15 protein-coding genes are annotated in these 14,891 nt (G+C 68.1%); all 15 read left to right on the forward strand.

Annotated features, from left to right (window positions below; genetic code table 11):
* Positions 1–55: 55 nt before the first annotated feature.
* Positions 56–1,093: an AraC family transcriptional regulator gene (locus ABIC94_RS09425; protein ID WP_354372752.1), complete on the forward strand. Its 1,038-nt coding sequence runs from the start codon at positions 56–58 to the stop codon at positions 1,091–1,093.
* 191 nt (positions 1,094–1,284) lie between these two features.
* Positions 1,285–2,268, forward strand: a complete 984-nt coding sequence (locus ABIC94_RS09430) for a tripartite tricarboxylate transporter substrate binding protein (RefSeq protein WP_354372753.1) — start codon at positions 1,285–1,287, stop codon at positions 2,266–2,268.
* A gap of 42 nt (positions 2,269–2,310) precedes the next feature.
* Positions 2,311–3,495: a lipid-transfer protein gene (locus ABIC94_RS09435; RefSeq protein ID WP_354372754.1), complete on the forward strand. Its 1,185-nt coding sequence runs from the start codon at positions 2,311–2,313 to the stop codon at positions 3,493–3,495.
* 11 nt (positions 3,496–3,506) lie between these two features.
* A complete protein-coding gene (locus ABIC94_RS09440) occupies positions 3,507–3,950 on the forward strand; it encodes a MaoC family dehydratase N-terminal domain-containing protein (RefSeq protein ID WP_354372755.1) in 444 nt (147 codons plus the stop codon).
* Between the two features lie 20 nt (positions 3,951–3,970).
* Complete coding sequence (locus tag ABIC94_RS09445) at positions 3,971–4,414, forward strand: MaoC family dehydratase (RefSeq protein ID WP_354372756.1); 444 nt, start codon at positions 3,971–3,973, stop codon at positions 4,412–4,414.
* Between the two features lie 35 nt (positions 4,415–4,449).
* Positions 4,450–5,274, forward strand: a complete 825-nt coding sequence (locus ABIC94_RS09450; protein WP_354372757.1) for an SDR family NAD(P)-dependent oxidoreductase — start codon at positions 4,450–4,452, stop codon at positions 5,272–5,274.
* A 16-nt stretch (positions 5,275–5,290) separates the two neighbouring features.
* Positions 5,291–6,451, forward strand: coding sequence for an acyl-CoA dehydrogenase family protein (locus tag ABIC94_RS09455; protein WP_354372758.1), 1,161 nt, complete (start codon positions 5,291–5,293; stop codon positions 6,449–6,451).
* 35 nt (positions 6,452–6,486) lie between these two features.
* A complete protein-coding gene (locus ABIC94_RS09460) occupies positions 6,487–8,175 on the forward strand; it encodes a long-chain-fatty-acid--CoA ligase (protein WP_354372759.1) in 1,689 nt (562 codons plus the stop codon).
* A 19-nt stretch (positions 8,176–8,194) separates the two neighbouring features.
* A complete protein-coding gene (locus tag ABIC94_RS09465; RefSeq protein WP_354372760.1) occupies positions 8,195–9,202 on the forward strand; it encodes a tripartite tricarboxylate transporter substrate binding protein in 1,008 nt (335 codons plus the stop codon).
* 11 nt (positions 9,203–9,213) lie between these two features.
* Positions 9,214–9,678, forward strand: a complete 465-nt coding sequence (locus tag ABIC94_RS09470) for a PaaI family thioesterase (protein WP_354372761.1) — start codon at positions 9,214–9,216, stop codon at positions 9,676–9,678.
* A gap of 22 nt (positions 9,679–9,700) precedes the next feature.
* Positions 9,701–11,242 carry a class I adenylate-forming enzyme family protein gene (locus ABIC94_RS09475; RefSeq protein ID WP_354372762.1) on the forward strand — a complete coding sequence of 514 codons (1,542 nt, stop codon included), beginning with the start codon at positions 9,701–9,703 and terminating at the stop codon, positions 11,240–11,242.
* Between the two features lies 1 nt (position 11,243).
* Positions 11,244–11,675: a PaaI family thioesterase gene (locus ABIC94_RS09480; protein WP_354372763.1), complete on the forward strand. Its 432-nt coding sequence runs from the start codon at positions 11,244–11,246 to the stop codon at positions 11,673–11,675.
* A 35-nt stretch (positions 11,676–11,710) separates the two neighbouring features.
* Positions 11,711–12,547 carry an SDR family oxidoreductase gene (locus tag ABIC94_RS09485; RefSeq protein WP_354372764.1) on the forward strand — a complete coding sequence of 279 codons (837 nt, stop codon included), beginning with the start codon at positions 11,711–11,713 and terminating at the stop codon, positions 12,545–12,547.
* 27 nt (positions 12,548–12,574) lie between these two features.
* Positions 12,575–13,378 carry an enoyl-CoA hydratase/isomerase family protein gene (locus ABIC94_RS09490; RefSeq protein ID WP_354372765.1) on the forward strand — a complete coding sequence of 268 codons (804 nt, stop codon included), beginning with the start codon at positions 12,575–12,577 and terminating at the stop codon, positions 13,376–13,378.
* Positions 13,379–13,740: 362 nt separating this feature from the next.
* The coding region (locus ABIC94_RS09495; protein ID WP_354372766.1) for an NAD(P)/FAD-dependent oxidoreductase at positions 13,741–14,891 on the forward strand (1,151 nt) is incomplete at its 3' end.

Here is a 14,891-nt window from a genome sequence, read left to right on the forward strand (position 1 = left end):
CCTAGAATCCCGCCATGCGTGCGCCGAACGGGGCGCTGTCGCATCACGAACGCTCATGGCCATCAGGCAGACACCGACACACAGCACGCGCCACACCATCGGCATCCAGCACGTCGATCAGATATTGATCGGCGCACGCGCGCAGGGCGCCGATGTGGATGCACTGCTGCAGCGTGCCGGCATTTCCGCGGCGCTGCTCGACGCACCGCTCTCGCGGGTCACGCAGGACCAGTTCGCGGCCCTCATCTTCGCGCTTCGCCATCGCTTGCGCGACGAGCTGTGGGGCCTGTGCAGCCAGCCGGTGCCGACCGGAAGCTTTGCGCAGGCCACGCGCCTTCTCATCCGTTGCCGCACGCTCGGAGAGGCCTTGACGCTCGGCCTGCGCCACTACCGCTTGCTGCTGGCCGACTTCGTGCCGCGCCTGCATGTGCAGCACGGCGAGGCCACATTCGCGCTGGTGCCACGCGTGCCGCTCACGGCATCGGTGGCCTACGCGCAGCGGGCGTTTTCTTTTCTTGCCTATGGCCTTGTGTCGTGGCTGGTCGCCCGGCGCGTGCCGCTGCTGCAGGTGGACTACCCGCACCAGGACGAGCGCGCCAGCGATGCGCCCGCGCTCTTCCAGGCGCCGGTGCGTTTCGGCGCGGGTTGCACCGGTTGGCGCTTCGAGGCGCGCTGGCTCGAACTTCCCGTGGTGCAGAACGAGCAAAGCCTCGACGAGTTTCTTCGCCAGGCCCCGGCGAGCCTGCTGGTGAAGTACCGTGACCAGACCAGCATGACAGAGCGCATCCGCCGCATCCTCCGGCGCCAGCTGGCCGATGAACTGCCTTCGCTCGAAGCGGTTGGCAAGCAGCTGGCCGTTACGCCGCAAACATTGCGCCGCCGCCTGGCCGAGGAAGGCCAGGGCTACCGCGCCATCAAGGACGACCTGCGGCGCGATGCCGCCATCGAGTACCTGGCGCGCCCCGAGCTGAACCTGGTCGAGATCGCGCAGCGGCTCGGCTTCTCCGAAGCCAGCACCTTTCACCGCGCCTTCAAGCACTGGACCGGCGTGGCCCCGGGCGAATATCGCACCACGCGGCTGCGCGAGCACTGAGCCCTCCGCAGCGGCACGCTGATCGAACGTGCCAATCCGAATCATCGGTTCGGCCATGGGCCGCACTGCATCGTCTCCCTAGACTTTCCTCATCGGTCCTGCGAAGTTCGCAAGGTTCGACATGACACCGGCCACCGCCGGTGATCGCCCACAGGCAGCGGTACAGCTGCCGAAAAAGACAGGAGACAGAGATGACGTATCGCGCTCTTTCCCGCCGCCAGGCCCTTGGCGCACTTGCCGCATCGGCCGCGTGCCTTGCAGCGCCGGCTGCCCTGGCCCAGCCGCCCGCCTATCCGCACAAGCCTGTGACGCTGATCCTGCCCTTTCCCCCGGGCGGTGCAACCGATGCGCAGATGCGTGCCATCGCATTGGCGCTGGGCAAGGAGATCGGCCAGACGGTTGTCGTGGTCAACCAGCCGGGCCTGGCCGGCACGCTGGCGCCAGCGGCCATGGCGCGCAGCGCCGCAGCCGACGGCTACACCATCTCCGTCGTTCCGGCCACGCTGTTTCGCCTGCTGCATCTGCAGAAGGTGAGCTACGACCCGGTGACCGACTTCACCTACATCATCAATCTCACGGGCTACACCAACGGCCTTGTCGTTCGCGACGACGCGCCGTGGAAAACGCTGCAAGACTTGCTCGACGACGCCAAGCGGCGTCCGGGGCAGATCAGCTACAGCTCGACCGGCGTGGGCAGCGGCGGCCACATTGCAATGGAGCGCCTGTCGCGCGCCACGGGCGTGAAGCTCAACTTCATTCCGTTCAAGGGCATGGCCGAGGAAACCAGCGCGCTGCTCGGCGGCCATATCGACGTCATCTCAGACCCCGGCTGGGGCGCGCTGGTCGAGAGCGGCAAGGCCCGCGTGCTCGCCACCCTTGGCGACAAGCGCCTGAAGCGCTGGCCGCAGGTGCCCACGCTGAAAGAAATGGGCCACGACATCACCGTCAATTCGCCGGTCGGCATCGTCGGGCCCAAAGGCATGGACCCGGCGGTGGTGAAGACGCTTCACGACGGATTCCACCGCGCAATGAAAGACCCCGCCTACCAGCGCGCGCTGGAGCTCTACGACCAGCCCGACATCTACATGTCCAGCGCGGCATACCAGCAATACGCCGCCGAGCAGACCGCGCGCGAAAAGGTCTTCATCGAACAGCTCGGCATCAAGCTGCAGTAGGCGGCCTCCCCCTTCCTTCCATTCCTTGATCCAGTAAAGACCATGAAACGCAAAGTCATCGTTGCCGGCGTCGGCATGATTCCCTTCAGCAAGCCGGGCAAGAGCGATCCCTACCTCGTGATGGGCGAACGCGCCGCGCGCCTCGCGCTCGACGACGCACGTGTGCCCTACACCGAAGTGCAGCAGGCCTACGTGAGCTATGTGTATGGCGACTCCACCGCCGGCCAGGCCGCCATCTACCGCGTCGGCCTGACCGGGGTGCCAGTGTTCAACCTCAACAACAACTGCTCCAGCGGATCGAGCGCGCTCTTCCTGGCGCGCCAGGCCGTCGAGAGCGGCATGGTCGAATGCGCGCTGGCGCTCGGCTTCGAGCAGATGGTGCCGGGCGCACTGAAAGGCGCGTACGACGACCGCCCCTCGCCGATGGCGCGCTTCGCCGAAGAGATGACGGCGCTGCAAGGCTTCGATCCCGCCGCGCCGCGCGCTGCGCAGTTCTTCGGCGGCGCGGGGCGCGACTACATGAAGGAACACGGCATCCGTGCCGACACCTTCGGCCGTATCTCGGTCAAGGCACGCCAGCATGCGGCACGCAACCCGATGGCCGTGTTCCGCGACACGGTCACGCTCGACGAAGTGATGGCCGCGCCGACGGTGTTCGAACCCATGACGCGGCTGCAGTGCTGCCCGCCTACCTGCGGCGCCGCTGCCGCGGTGGTGTGCTCCGAAGATTTTGCGCAGCGCCACGGCATCGACACCACGGTTTTCATTGCCGCGCAGGCCATGACCACCGACACACCCAGCACCTTCGATGCGCACGACATGCGCAAGGTGGTCGGCTACGACATGACGGTGGCCGCCGCACGCCAGGTGTACGAGGCAGCCGGCATCGGCCCCGAGGACATCGACGTGGTGGAGCTGCACGACTGCTTCACCGCCAACGAACTCATCACTTACGAAGGGCTCGGCCTCACGCCCGAGGGCACGGCGGAGAAATTCATTCTCGAAGGCGACAACACCTACGGCGGGCGCGTGGTCACCAACCCCTCGGGCGGCCTGCTGTCCAAGGGGCATCCCCTGGGCGCCACCGGGTTGGCCCAGTGCGCGGAACTCACGTGGCAGCTGCGCGGCCAGGCCGACCAGCGGCAGGTGGAAGGCGCACGCCTCGCGCTGCAGCACAACCTCGGACTGGGCGGCGCCTGCGTGGTCACGCTCTACCAGCGCGCGTAAGGGGCGGCCGGATGATCGACCGCTGCTTCATCGGCCACACCCTCCCCGCATTCGATGTGCGCGTCGAAGCCGGCCGGCTGCGCTTTTTCGCCAAGGCCACCGGCCAGACCGACCCGCTGTATGTCGACGAGCAGGCAGCGCGTGCGGCCGGCCTGCCCGGGCTGCTCGTGCCGCCCACTTTTCTGTTCTGCCTGGAAATGGATGCGCCCGATCCCGCGGCAATCCGCAATCTCCTGGGCATGGACTACCGCAAGCTGCTGCACGGCGCGCAGCAGTTCGAATACCACGCACCCGTGCATGCCGGCGACACCTTGCGCTTCGAGCAATGCATCGAAGACATCTACGACAAGAAATGCGGTGCGCTGGAATTCGTGGTGCGCCGCACGCAGGTGCACAACCAGCGCGATGCGCGCGTGGCGGAACTGCGCACCGTAACCGTGCTGCGCAACGCCTGAACGGGTTCGAACGGAACGCCATGACCGCACAGACGACCACACCCTCGCAGACTCTCCGGTTCGACAGCCTGCAGGTCGGCGACACGCTGCCCGCACTGGAACTCGAGCCCGTCTCCCGCCTCATGCTTGCGCTGTATTGCGGCGCATCGGGCGACCACAACCCGATTCACGTCGACATCGACTTCGCACGCAGCGCCGGGCAGGCCGACGTGTTCGCCCACGGCATGCTGTCGATGGCCTGGCTCGGCCGGCTGCTGACCAACTGGGTGCCGCCCTCGGCCCTGCGCACATACGGCGTGCGTTTTTCAGCCATCACGCATGTGGGCGACCGCGTGCGCTGCGAAGGCCGCGTGGCCGAAAAGTTCGAGACGGGCGGCGAGCGTCGCGTGCGGCTCGAACTATCCACCACAGACCAGAACGGCCAGATCAAGCTCAGCGGCGATGCCGTGGTGGCCCTGCCCTGATGTCCCTCATTCCTCCTTCAATGAATCCAGTCTCCATGAACAAGTTGCAAGACAAGGTCGCCCTGGTGTCGGGCTCGGGCCGCGGCATCGGCCGCAGCATCGCTCTCAAGCTCGCGAGCGAAGGCGCACGCGTAGTGGTCAACGATCTCGACGAGGCGCCGGCCGCCGAAACCGTCGCCGCCATCCGGGCGGCCGGCGGGCAGGCAGTTGCCTGCGTCGGAAGCGTGACGCAGCCGGACTTCGGCGAGCGCTTCGTCGGCACCGCCATCGAGAGCTACGGCGGGCTGGACATCATCGTCAACAACGCCGGCTACACCTGGGACAACGTGATCCAGAAGATGAGCGACGAGCAGTGGGAAGACATCCTCGCCGTGCACCTGACGGCGCCGTTTCGCATCCTGCGTGCCGCAGCCGGCTTCATCCGCGAGGCGTCCAAGCGCGAGGCGGAGGCCGGAGCGCCGGTGCTGCGCAAGGTGGTGAACATCTCTTCGACCTCGGGCGTCTACGGCAACGCGGGCCAAGCCAACTACGCGGCGGCCAAGTCGGGCATCAACGGGCTGACCAAGGCGCTTGCAAAGGAATGGGGCCGCTACAAGGTCAACGTGAACAGCGTGGCCTTCGGCCTCATCAAGACACGGCTGACCGAGGCGGATGCCAATGCCGATGCCAGCATCGACATCGACGGGCGCCAGATCAAGGTCGGCGTCAACCCGCAGATCCTGAAGAACGCCGAGTCGCTGATACCGCTGGGCCGCGGCGGCACGGCCGAAGAAGCAGCGGGCGCCGTCTACCTGTTCTGCATTCCCGAGTCGGACTACGTCAGCGGACAGGTGCTGGTCTGCGGCGGCGGCCGCCCCTGAGCCGGAGCCGAGAGCAATGCCCCTGCCCACCGCAGCCCGCCCGTGGATGGACGCCGAGTTGTCCATGCTGGCCGACACCGCACGCCGCTTCTTCGAAACGGAGTGCGTGCCGCGCCAGGAAGAGTGGGCGCGCCAGCATCACCCCGACCGCGCCATCTGGCGCCGCGCGGGCGAGCTCGGCCTGCTGTGCCCCGGCATTCCCGAAGCCTACGGTGGCGGCGGTGGCGGCGTGCTGCACGAGGCGGTGATCTGCGAAGAGCAAGGCCGCGCGCTGGTCAACAGCTTCAGCCTCAATGTGCACAGCGGCATCCTCGCGCATTACCTGCTGGGCTACGGCAGCGAAGCGCAGAAGCTGCGCTGGCTGCCGAAGATGGCCAGCGGAGAAATGGTCGGCGCCATCGCCATGACCGAGCCCGGTGCCGGCACCGACCTGCAGCGCATCAAGACTTCGGCGCGGCGCGACGGCGATCACTACGTCGTGAACGGTGCCAAGACATTCATCACCAACGGCCTGCATGCCGATCTGGTCTGCGTCGCTGTCAAGACCGATCCGGCACAGGGCGCCAAGGGAGTTTCGCTGCTGATGGTGGAAACGGCCGACCTGCCGGGCTTCCGGCGCGGCAAGCTGCTCGAGAAGGTCGGGCAGCGGGGTCAGGACACGGTCGAGCTGTTTTTCGACGACGTGCGGGTGCCGGCGTGGAACCTGCTCGGCGACACCGAGGGCCGTGGCTTCGTTCAGCTCATGCAGCAGCTGCCGCGCGAGCGGTTGCTCATTGCCGTGGGCGCCGCCGCCACGATGCAGCGCGCGGTCGACGACACCGTGGCCTACGCCACGCAGCGCCAGATCTTCGGCGACACCTTGATGAGCCTGCAGAACACCCGCTTCCGCCTGGCCGAATGCCAGACGCAGGCGACCATCGCGCGCAGCTTCATCGACGACTGCATGGCCCGCCTGTTGCGCGGCGAGCTCGACGCCGCAACCGCCGCCATGGCCAAGTGGTGGACCACGGACGCGCTGTGCCGCGTGGCGGACGAGTGCGTGCAGATTCACGGGGGCTATGGCTACATGACCGAATACCCCATTGCACGCATCTGGACCGACGCACGCGTCGGCCGCATCTACGGCGGTTCGAACGAGGTGATGAAGGAAATCATCGCCCGCGCGATCCAGCCTTGACCTCGAACCATCCAGCAAGAACCGGTTCCGCCGCCATGACCGACCGCCGCGCCCTTGTCGAAACACCGCCACCGCACTGGCCGCGCGGCCTGCCCGCGCGCATCCACGTGCCGCGCATCACGCTCTGGCAGCAGTTGGAAACCGCGGCGCTGCGTTTCCCGGACAAGCCGGCCATCTTCTTTTGCGAGAACGCCATCACGTATGCGGCATTGCGCGACCAGGCCGCGCGGCTGGCCGGCCACCTGCGGCAGCACGGCGTGGGCCGCGGCGACCGCGTGCTGCTGCTCAGCCAGAACTGCCCGCAGTTCGTCGTGGCGTTCCATGCCATCGTGCGCGCGGGCGGCGTGGTGGTTCCCGTCAATGCCATGAGCACCGCGGCCGAGGTGGCGCACTACCTGGCCGACAGCGGCGCCCGCGTGGCTTGCGTGGCGCAGGAGCTGCTCGCGGCGGTGGCGCCGGCATTGCGCGACGGGCGACTGACGCATGCCGTCGTGCACACCTACTCTGATGCATTGCTGCAACTGCCCACGGAGCCCGTGCCCGATACCGTCACGGCGGGGCGCCTGCCGCTCGACCTGCCTGGTGCGATGGCGTGGCAAGAAGCGCTGGCCGACGCGCCGCCGCCGCATGACGTAGACGCACAGCCCGAAGACCTGTGCCTGTTGCCCTACACCTCGGGCACCACGGGCCGCCCCAAGGGCTGCATGCACACGCACCGCACCGTGCTGGCCTCGACCTGCGGTGCCGCCCTGTGGCGCGGTCTGCATGCCGAGGCCGTGGTGCTCGCGGTGGCGCCGCTCTTTCACATGCTCGGGCTGCAGAACGCCATGCTGATGCCGCTTTCGCAAGGCGCCACGGTCGTCATGCTGCCGCGCTGGGACGTGGTGGCCGCGGGCCGCGCCATCGAACGCTACCGCGTCACGACCTGGGCCGCGCCGCCCGCCATGCTGAACGACTTCTTCGCCCACCCCGAAACCGCGCAGCGCGACCTGTGCAGCCTCAGCATGCTCAACGGCGGCGGCGCGCCGATGCCGCAGGCCGTTGCCGCACTGCTGCGGGAGCGCTTCGGCATTTCGTATGTGGAAGGCTACGGCCTCACGGAGACGGCTTCGTTTCTCCATGGCAACCCGCCGGGCAACGGCAAGACGCTGTCGCTCGGCCTGCCGGCTTTCGGCGTCGATTCGCGCATCGTCGATCCGGTCACGCTGGCGCCGCTGCCTGACGGCGAAGTCGGCGAACTGGTCACGCACGCGGAGCAGCTCATGCTCGGCTACTGGAACAGCCCAGAGGCCGATGCGGCCGCCTTCTTCGAGCGCGACGGCAAGCGTTTTTTCCGCACCGGCGACCTCGCCTGCCGCGACGCCGACGGCTTCTTCTTTATGCGCGACCGGCTCAAACGCATGATCAACGTCAGCGGCTACAAGGTGTGGCCGGCCGAGGTGGAAGACCTTCTTCACCAGCACCCGGCCGTGCACGAGGCGTGCGTGGTGGCCGTGCCTGATGCCCGCCAGGGTGAGTCGGTGCGGGCGCTGGTGGTGTGCAGGCCGGGCGCCCAGGTCGACGCGGAAGGCATTGCCGCGTGGTGCCGCGAGCGGCTTTCGGCCTACAAGGTGCCGCGAAGCGTGGTGTTCCGCGATGCCCTTCCCAAATCTGAAACCGGCAAGGTGCAGTGGCGGCTGCTGCAGGAAGAGGCCATTGCAGAAGTCGAACGCGCCACGCATTGACGAAAACAAGGAGACAAGCATGCAGACCCCATCTTTTTCTTCCGCCCATCCAGGGCTGACACGCCGGGCGCTCGGCGCCGTTGCGCTCGCCGCAATCGGCACGGCGGCGCTCGGTCGGCATGGCGTGGCACTGGCGGCAGAGTTTCCGTCCAAGCCCATCACCGTCATCCTCCCCTTTCCGCCGGGCGGCATGCTCGACGCGGTGGTGCGCGCCATGCTTGACGCGGCCTCGCAGGAGATCGGCCAGCCCTTCGTGCTGACGCACAGGGCGGGCGCCGGCGGCGTGACGGGCACGGCCAGCCTCGCGACCATGGGCGACGCCGACGGCTACACCCTGGCCGTGATGCACAACACGGTCATCCGCCAGCCGCACATGCTCAAGGTGCCGTGGGACCCGCGGACCGACTTCAGCTACGTGATCGGCATGGCCAGCCTGGCCACCGGCATCGCCGTGGCGGCCGATGCGCCATGGAAGAACCTTGCGGACCTGCTGGCCGATGCGAAAAAGCGCCCCGGCGAGATCAGCTGGGGCAACGTCGGCAGCACCAGCATCAACCGCATCTATGCCGAGCGGCTGGCGCGCGCGGCCGGCGTCAAGTTCAACTTCATTCCGTTCAAGGGCGGCAACGAGCAGCTCACCGCGCTCATCGGCCGCCACCTCGACGTCTACGGAGACCCGGGCTTCGGCGCGATGGCAATGGGCGGCAAGGTGCGCGTGCTGGCCACCTTCACTGAAGAGCGCCTGAAGCGCTGGCCCGCCGTTCCGACCGTGAAGGAACAGGGTTTCGACCTGGTGATCCAGTCGCCGTTCGGGCTGGTGGCACCGAAGAACCTCGACGCGAAGATTTCCGCCCGCTTGCAGACGGCCCTGCGCAAGGGCATGGAAGACCCGGCCTACCAGCGCCTTTTGAGCGACTTCGATCTTGCGGCATGGCCGATGGACAGCGCGGTGTTCCGCGCCTACGCGCAGGCCCAGTACACACGCGAGAAGCAGATGCTCGACGAGGTCGGCTTCAAGCCCGAATGAGCCTTGCGCAGATGAACGAAACCCTCACCCAGTCCGAATCGACGGCACGCCCAGTGGCAGGACCAGAGCGCCATGTGCCCTTTCTCGAACTGCTGGCCGCCAACCGCGACTTTGCCGCCGACGGCACGGCCGTCGTCTCGCTCGAGTTGCGGCCCGAGCTGTGCAACAACCACGGCGGCGGCCATGGCGGCGTGGTCATGACGCTGCTCGACAGCGCCATGGCGCATGCCGCGCTCAGCCGCATCGACTACAGCCGCGAAGTGGTGACCATCGACATGCATATCGGCTTCATGCGGCCCGCGGCAGGCCGCCTGGTGGCGACCGGGCGCGCGACGGGCGGCGGCCGGTCGGTGTGTTTTTGCGAAGCCGAGCTGATCGACGGCAGCGGCACGGTGGTGGCCAAGGCGATGGGCACCTTCCGCTACCGCGCGCCGGCCGATGCGCAGCCCGCCGGCGAAAACCTTCGCCCGAACTGAACCACCGGAGCCGGAGATTCACATGTACCTGACACAGGGCCTGCACCGCGCGGTGCAGCGCCATCCGAACAAGACGGCACTGCGCCATGTCGCGGAAGACTCGGAGCGATCGCTCGACTTTGCCCAACTGCTGGACGCGGTGGCGCGCCATGCCGCCGCTCTGCAGGCAAGGGGCGTACGGCCCGGCGACCGCGTAGCGCTGCTGGCGCCCAACAGCGACCGGCTCATCGTGGCGCTGTGGGCCTGCTGGTGGCTCGGCGCCGTGGCATGCCCGCTGAACACGCGCTGGAGCCTGCCCGAGTTTCGCCATGCGCTGGCCGATGCGGGCGCCCTCCTTCTCGTGACCGACGACGCGATGAGCGAGGCCGGTGCACCGTTGGGCGACCTGGTACCGATGCTGTCGTTCAGCGCGCTGGCCGGCGAGGCGGCGAATTGCCCCGGGCTGCCCGACAGCCGCACTGGCGGCGACGCGCTTTGCACCTTGCTCTACACCGGCGGCACCACCGGCCGCTCGAAGGGCGTGATGCTCTCGCACGCCAACTTCTGGTCGGCCTCCATGACGCGCGCCGCCGAGCTGCCGAACTCGCCCGACAGCGTGTCCCTGCTGGTGGCGCCGCTGTTTCACGTGGCCGGCATGGGCCGGCTGGTGGGCCAGTCGATGGTCGGTGGCACCTGCCTCACGATGCCGAGCTTTCGCCCGGAGCCGGTGCTCGCGGCCATCGAACGCCACGGCATCACCGACACCGTGATGGTGCCGAGCATGCTGCAGAGTGTGCTCGACTGGCCGCATTTCGACCCGGCGCGCGCGCAGTCGCTGAACCGCATCGCGTTCGGCGCCGCGCCCATGCCGCCCGATCTGCTGGACCGCGCCCTTCAGGCCTGGCCCGAGGCCGAGTTCTTCCAGGCGTACGGCCTGACCGAAACCGCGGGCGCGGTCTGCATCAACCCGCCGCTGAACCACCGCGGCGCGGCGCGGCTGACAGACCGCTGGCGCTCGGTCGGCCGGGCCGGGCTCGGCGCCGAAATTCGCATCGTCGACGAATCGGGCGCCGACATGCCGCGCGGAACGGTGGGAGAAATAGTGGTTCGCGGCCCCATGGTCACGCGCGGCTACTGGAACCTGCCGGAGATCACCGCGCAGGCATTCCGGGACGGCTGGTTTCGCACCGGCGACGCCGCGCGCATGGACAAGGACGGCTACATCTTCATTGCCGACCGGCTGAAGGACATGATCATCTCGGGCGGCGAAAACGTCTACTCCGGCGAGGTCGAAGCGGCGCTGCGAAGCCACCCGGCGGTGTCCGACGCCGCGGTGATCGGCGTGCCCGACGCGCGCTGGGGCGAAGCGGTGCATGCGGTGGTTGTGGTGCGCGAAGGACACCCGTTGGCCGGCGCGTCGAGCGATACGCTCACGGCGGAACTCGGCGCGGAACTCACGGCCTGGTGCCGCCGGGAGCTGGCCGGCTACAAGTGCCCGCGCAGCATCGCCTTTGCCAAAAGCCTGCCGATGAGCGCCGCCGGCAAGGTGCTCAAGACCGCATTGCGTGCCGCCTATGGCCGATGAGATGTCCGCTGAAATGGTCGACGATCAGGTGGCCCGACGCAACGCCTACGCCCGCGTGCCCTTCACGCGAATGATGGGCGTGGAGCGCGCCTATTCGGAAGGCGGCCAGGCGCGGCTTTTGATCGACGCGCGGCCCGAACTGCAAAATGTAATCGGCGCTGTGCACGGCGGCGTGATCCTCACCATGCTCGACGTGGTGATGGCGAGCGCGGCGGTTTCGCTGGTCGACTTCACCAAGACCGCCGTCACGCTGAACCTGAACACCAGCTTCCTGCGGCCCGGCCTCGGCCGCATCGTGGCCGACGGCTTTGCGCTGGAGACCAACGACGGCGTCGTTTCGTGCTCGGCCGAAGCGCGCGACGCCAGCGGCGAGCTCGTGGCCACCGCGCTCGGATCGTTTCGCTACCTGCCGCTTCCGCAGTCGGAATCCTGAGTGCGGCGGCGCCTTTCTTCATTCATACATCGCCCATGACCGCACACGCAGAAGCTTCTCTCGCACCGCCGCCCGAGGCGGCCTTCGACTTCCAGGGCCGCACGGTTTTCGTCGCCGGAGGAAGCAGCGGCATCAACCTGTCGATTGCGGAGGCCTTCGTCCGGCGCGGTGCCCGCGTGGGCATTGCCAGCCGCTCGCCCGAACGCGTCGCCGCCGCCGTGGAGCGCCTGCGCAGCCATGGCGGACGGGCCGAGGGATGGATCGCCGACGTGCGCGATGCAGACAGCATCGGCGCCGCGCTGGCCGCCGCGCACGAGGCCTTCGGCCCCATCGACGTGCTGGTCTCTGGGGCCGCCGGCAACTTCGTTGCACCGGCCCTCGGCATGTCGAGCAAGGGCTTTCGCACCGTGGTCGACATCGACCTGGTGGGCACCTTCAACGTGCTGCGCTCGGCGCATGAATTCTTGCGGCGGCCGGGCGCATCGGTCATCAACATCTCGGCGCCGCAGGCCGCCAACCCCACGCCCTACCAGGCGCACGTGTGCGCCGCCAAGGCGGGTGTCGACATGCTCACACGCGTGCTGGCCATGGAATGGGGCGCCGACGGCGTGCGCGTCAATTCGATCGTGCCGGGCCCCATCGGCGACACCGAAGGGGTGCGCAGGCTCGCCCCCGGCCCCGAGGCGCTCGCAGCCATGGCGGCGTCCATTCCGCTCGGGCGCTTCGGCCGCACCGAAGACGTCGCGCTGATGGCGCTGATGCTGAGCTCGCCTTGGTCGAGCTTCGTCACGGGCGCCGTCATTCCCGTCGATGGCGGCAGCTCGCTCGCCGGCGGCCGCGACCTGGGCTCCGCGCTCAAGCCGGCCGCCTGACCCCGCATACGCTCTTTCAAGAACACCATGAGCACACCCGAAGCCTCCCCGACCTACGAGCGCATCCGCTTCGAAACCGACGGCACGACAGCCGTACTGACGCTCGACGACCCCGCCACCCGCAACGCACTCGGCCCCGCCATGCGCGAAGAAGTGGCCGACGCGGTGCGGCGTGTTCAGCGCGACCGCGGTGTGCGCGCCCTGGTCATCACCGGTGCCGGCGGCCACTTCTGCTCCGGCGGCGACCTGCGCAGCATTGCCGGCGCGGGCCTCGACAACCAAGGCTGGCGCGAACGCCTGCATGACCTGCATGGCTGGCTGCGCGACCTCATCACGCTCGATCGGCCGGTGATTGCCGCTGTCGACGGTGCCGCCTTCGGCGCCGGCTTCGGGTTGGCCATGGCCGCCGACTTCGTGATCGCCACGCCGCGGGCGCGCCTGTGCGTGTCCTTCATCAAGATCGGGCTCGTGCCCGACTGCGGCACCTTCTATACCTTGCCGCGCATCGTCGGCGCGCAGCGCGCCAAGGAGCTGATGCTTTCGGGGCGCGAGGTTGGCGGCGAAGAAGCGCTGCGCCTGGGTTTAGCCATGGAGCTGCAGGCGCCCGAGCAATTGCTGCCCCGCGCACGCGCGCTGGCGGACAGCTTTGCCGGCGCATCGCCCTCGGCTGTGAGCCTCATCAAGCGCAGCCTGGCTGCCGCAGACGATCTGGACACCCGGCTCGAACTGGAGGCCAGCGCGCAGGCACTGGCGATGGGAACCGCTGGCCACCGCGACGCCGTGGCGGACTTCCTCGCCAAGCGCGCGCCGCGGTTCCGGTGGCCCGGCTGAACGCACGACGGCCCTTCTGACCGGGGAGCCATCGCGGCTCGCCCATTGCACGTGCCACGTGCACGGCCGCACCAGTTCCGAGCACCAGCCCGCTCCAACCACCCTCCTCGGCCTGTAGCGTCAAAGGCCTTCACTGGCGAAGCGGCGATTCGCCCGCGCAGGCACGGTCTTTGCATGACCAGGAAATCACGGTGTAACGAAGCACCGCTTTGGTGTGGTTTTCGCGGTCTTGCGAACACCCGGCGCAAGAGGCGCCAGCACCTTCAGCCCGCACTCTGCGGGCGCCCCTCCCCCCAACCCCGCTCGTCAATGCAGCCACGCAAGGCTGCGTTGCGGCATTTGCATTTGAAAGGCCCCACCCCATGAAGAAACTCAAGCTCGTGATGGTCGGCAACGGCATGGCCGGCGTACGCACCCTGGAAGAGCTGTTGAAGCTCGCCCCGGACATGTACGACATCACCGTCTTCGGTGCCGAGCCGCACCCCAACTACAACCGCATCCTCTTGTCGCCCGTGCTCGCGGGCGAGCAGACCGTGGACGAGATCGTGCTCAACAGCTGGGAGTGGTACACCGACAACCACATCACCCTGCACGCCGGCAAAAAGGTCGTCGAAGTCGACCGCGTCAAGCGCATCGTGCGCGCCGAGGATGCCCAAGGCGCCGTCACCGAGGCCGCCTACGACCGCCTCCTGATGTGCACCGGCTCCAACCCCTTCATGCTGCCCGTGCCCGGCAAGGACTTGAAGGGCGTCATCGCCTACCGCGACATCGCCGACACCGACTACATGATCGAGACCGCCAAGACCCACAAGCACGCGGTCGTCATCGGCGGCGGCCTGCTGGGCCTGGAGGCGGCCAACGGCCTCATGCTGCGCGGCATGAGCGTCACCGTGGTGCACGTCATGCCCTGGCTCATGGAGCGCCAGCTGGACGACGTGGCCGGCAAGCTCTTGCAGAAGTCCCTGGAGGACCGCGGCCTGAAGTTCCTCATCGGCGCCCAGACCCAGGAGCTGGTGGGCGACGCGGACGAGGGCAAAGCCGGGCGAGTCAAGGCCATCCGCTTCAAGGACGGCACCGAGGTGGCCGCCGACCTGGTCGTCATGGCCGTGGGCATCCGCCCCAACACCGCGCTGGCCGAGCAAATGCGCCTGCACTGCAACCGCGGCATCGTGGTCAACGACACCATGCAGACCGTGACCGACGCGCGCATCTACTCGGTGGGCGAATGTGCCGCCCACCGCGGCATCGCCTACGGCCTGGTGGCCCCCCTCTTCGAGCAGGCCAAGGTCGCGGCCAACCACCTGGCCCAGTTCGGCATCGGCCGCTACCTGGGGTCCCTGACCTCCACCAAGCTCAAGGTCACGGGCATCGACCTGTTCTCGGCCGGGGAGTTCATGGGCGGCGAAGGCACGGAAGAGATCGTCATGAGCGACCCCTTCGGCGGGGTCTACAAGAAGCTGGTGATCAAGGACGACAAGCTGGTGGGCGCGTGCCTGTACGGCGACACGGTGGA

It is taken from the genome of Variovorax paradoxus, from assembly GCF_040544635.1.
GTDB lineage: Bacteria > Pseudomonadota > Gammaproteobacteria > Burkholderiales > Burkholderiaceae_C > Variovorax > Variovorax paradoxus_R.

Excerpts from the sequence above, each read along its gene's own strand:
- ABIC94_RS09425 (WP_354372752.1), top strand. The coding sequence starts at position 56 with ATGGCCATCAGGCAGACACCGACACACAGCACGCGCCACACCATCGGC.
- ABIC94_RS09465 (WP_354372760.1), top strand. The coding sequence starts at position 8,195 with ATGCAGACCCCATCTTTTTCTTCCGCCCATCCAGGGCTGACACGCCGG.
- ABIC94_RS09475 (WP_354372762.1), top strand. The coding sequence starts at position 9,701 with ATGTACCTGACACAGGGCCTGCACCGCGCGGTGCAGCGCCATCCGAAC.
- ABIC94_RS09480 (WP_354372763.1), top strand. The coding sequence starts at position 11,244 with ATGTCCGCTGAAATGGTCGACGATCAGGTGGCCCGACGCAACGCCTAC.
- ABIC94_RS09470 (WP_354372761.1), top strand. The coding sequence starts at position 9,214 with ATGAACGAAACCCTCACCCAGTCCGAATCGACGGCACGCCCAGTGGCA.
- ABIC94_RS09430 (WP_354372753.1), top strand. The coding sequence starts at position 1,285 with ATGACGTATCGCGCTCTTTCCCGCCGCCAGGCCCTTGGCGCACTTGCC.
- ABIC94_RS09435 (WP_354372754.1), top strand. The coding sequence starts at position 2,311 with ATGAAACGCAAAGTCATCGTTGCCGGCGTCGGCATGATTCCCTTCAGC.
- ABIC94_RS09460 (WP_354372759.1), top strand. The coding sequence starts at position 6,487 with ATGACCGACCGCCGCGCCCTTGTCGAAACACCGCCACCGCACTGGCCG.
- ABIC94_RS09490 (WP_354372765.1), top strand. The coding sequence starts at position 12,575 with ATGAGCACACCCGAAGCCTCCCCGACCTACGAGCGCATCCGCTTCGAA.
- ABIC94_RS09455 (WP_354372758.1), top strand. The coding sequence starts at position 5,291 with ATGCCCCTGCCCACCGCAGCCCGCCCGTGGATGGACGCCGAGTTGTCC.
- ABIC94_RS09450 (WP_354372757.1), top strand. The coding sequence starts at position 4,450 with ATGAACAAGTTGCAAGACAAGGTCGCCCTGGTGTCGGGCTCGGGCCGC.
- ABIC94_RS09485 (WP_354372764.1), top strand. The coding sequence starts at position 11,711 with ATGACCGCACACGCAGAAGCTTCTCTCGCACCGCCGCCCGAGGCGGCC.
- ABIC94_RS09440 (WP_354372755.1), top strand. The coding sequence starts at position 3,507 with ATGATCGACCGCTGCTTCATCGGCCACACCCTCCCCGCATTCGATGTG.
- ABIC94_RS09445 (WP_354372756.1), top strand. The coding sequence starts at position 3,971 with ATGACCGCACAGACGACCACACCCTCGCAGACTCTCCGGTTCGACAGC.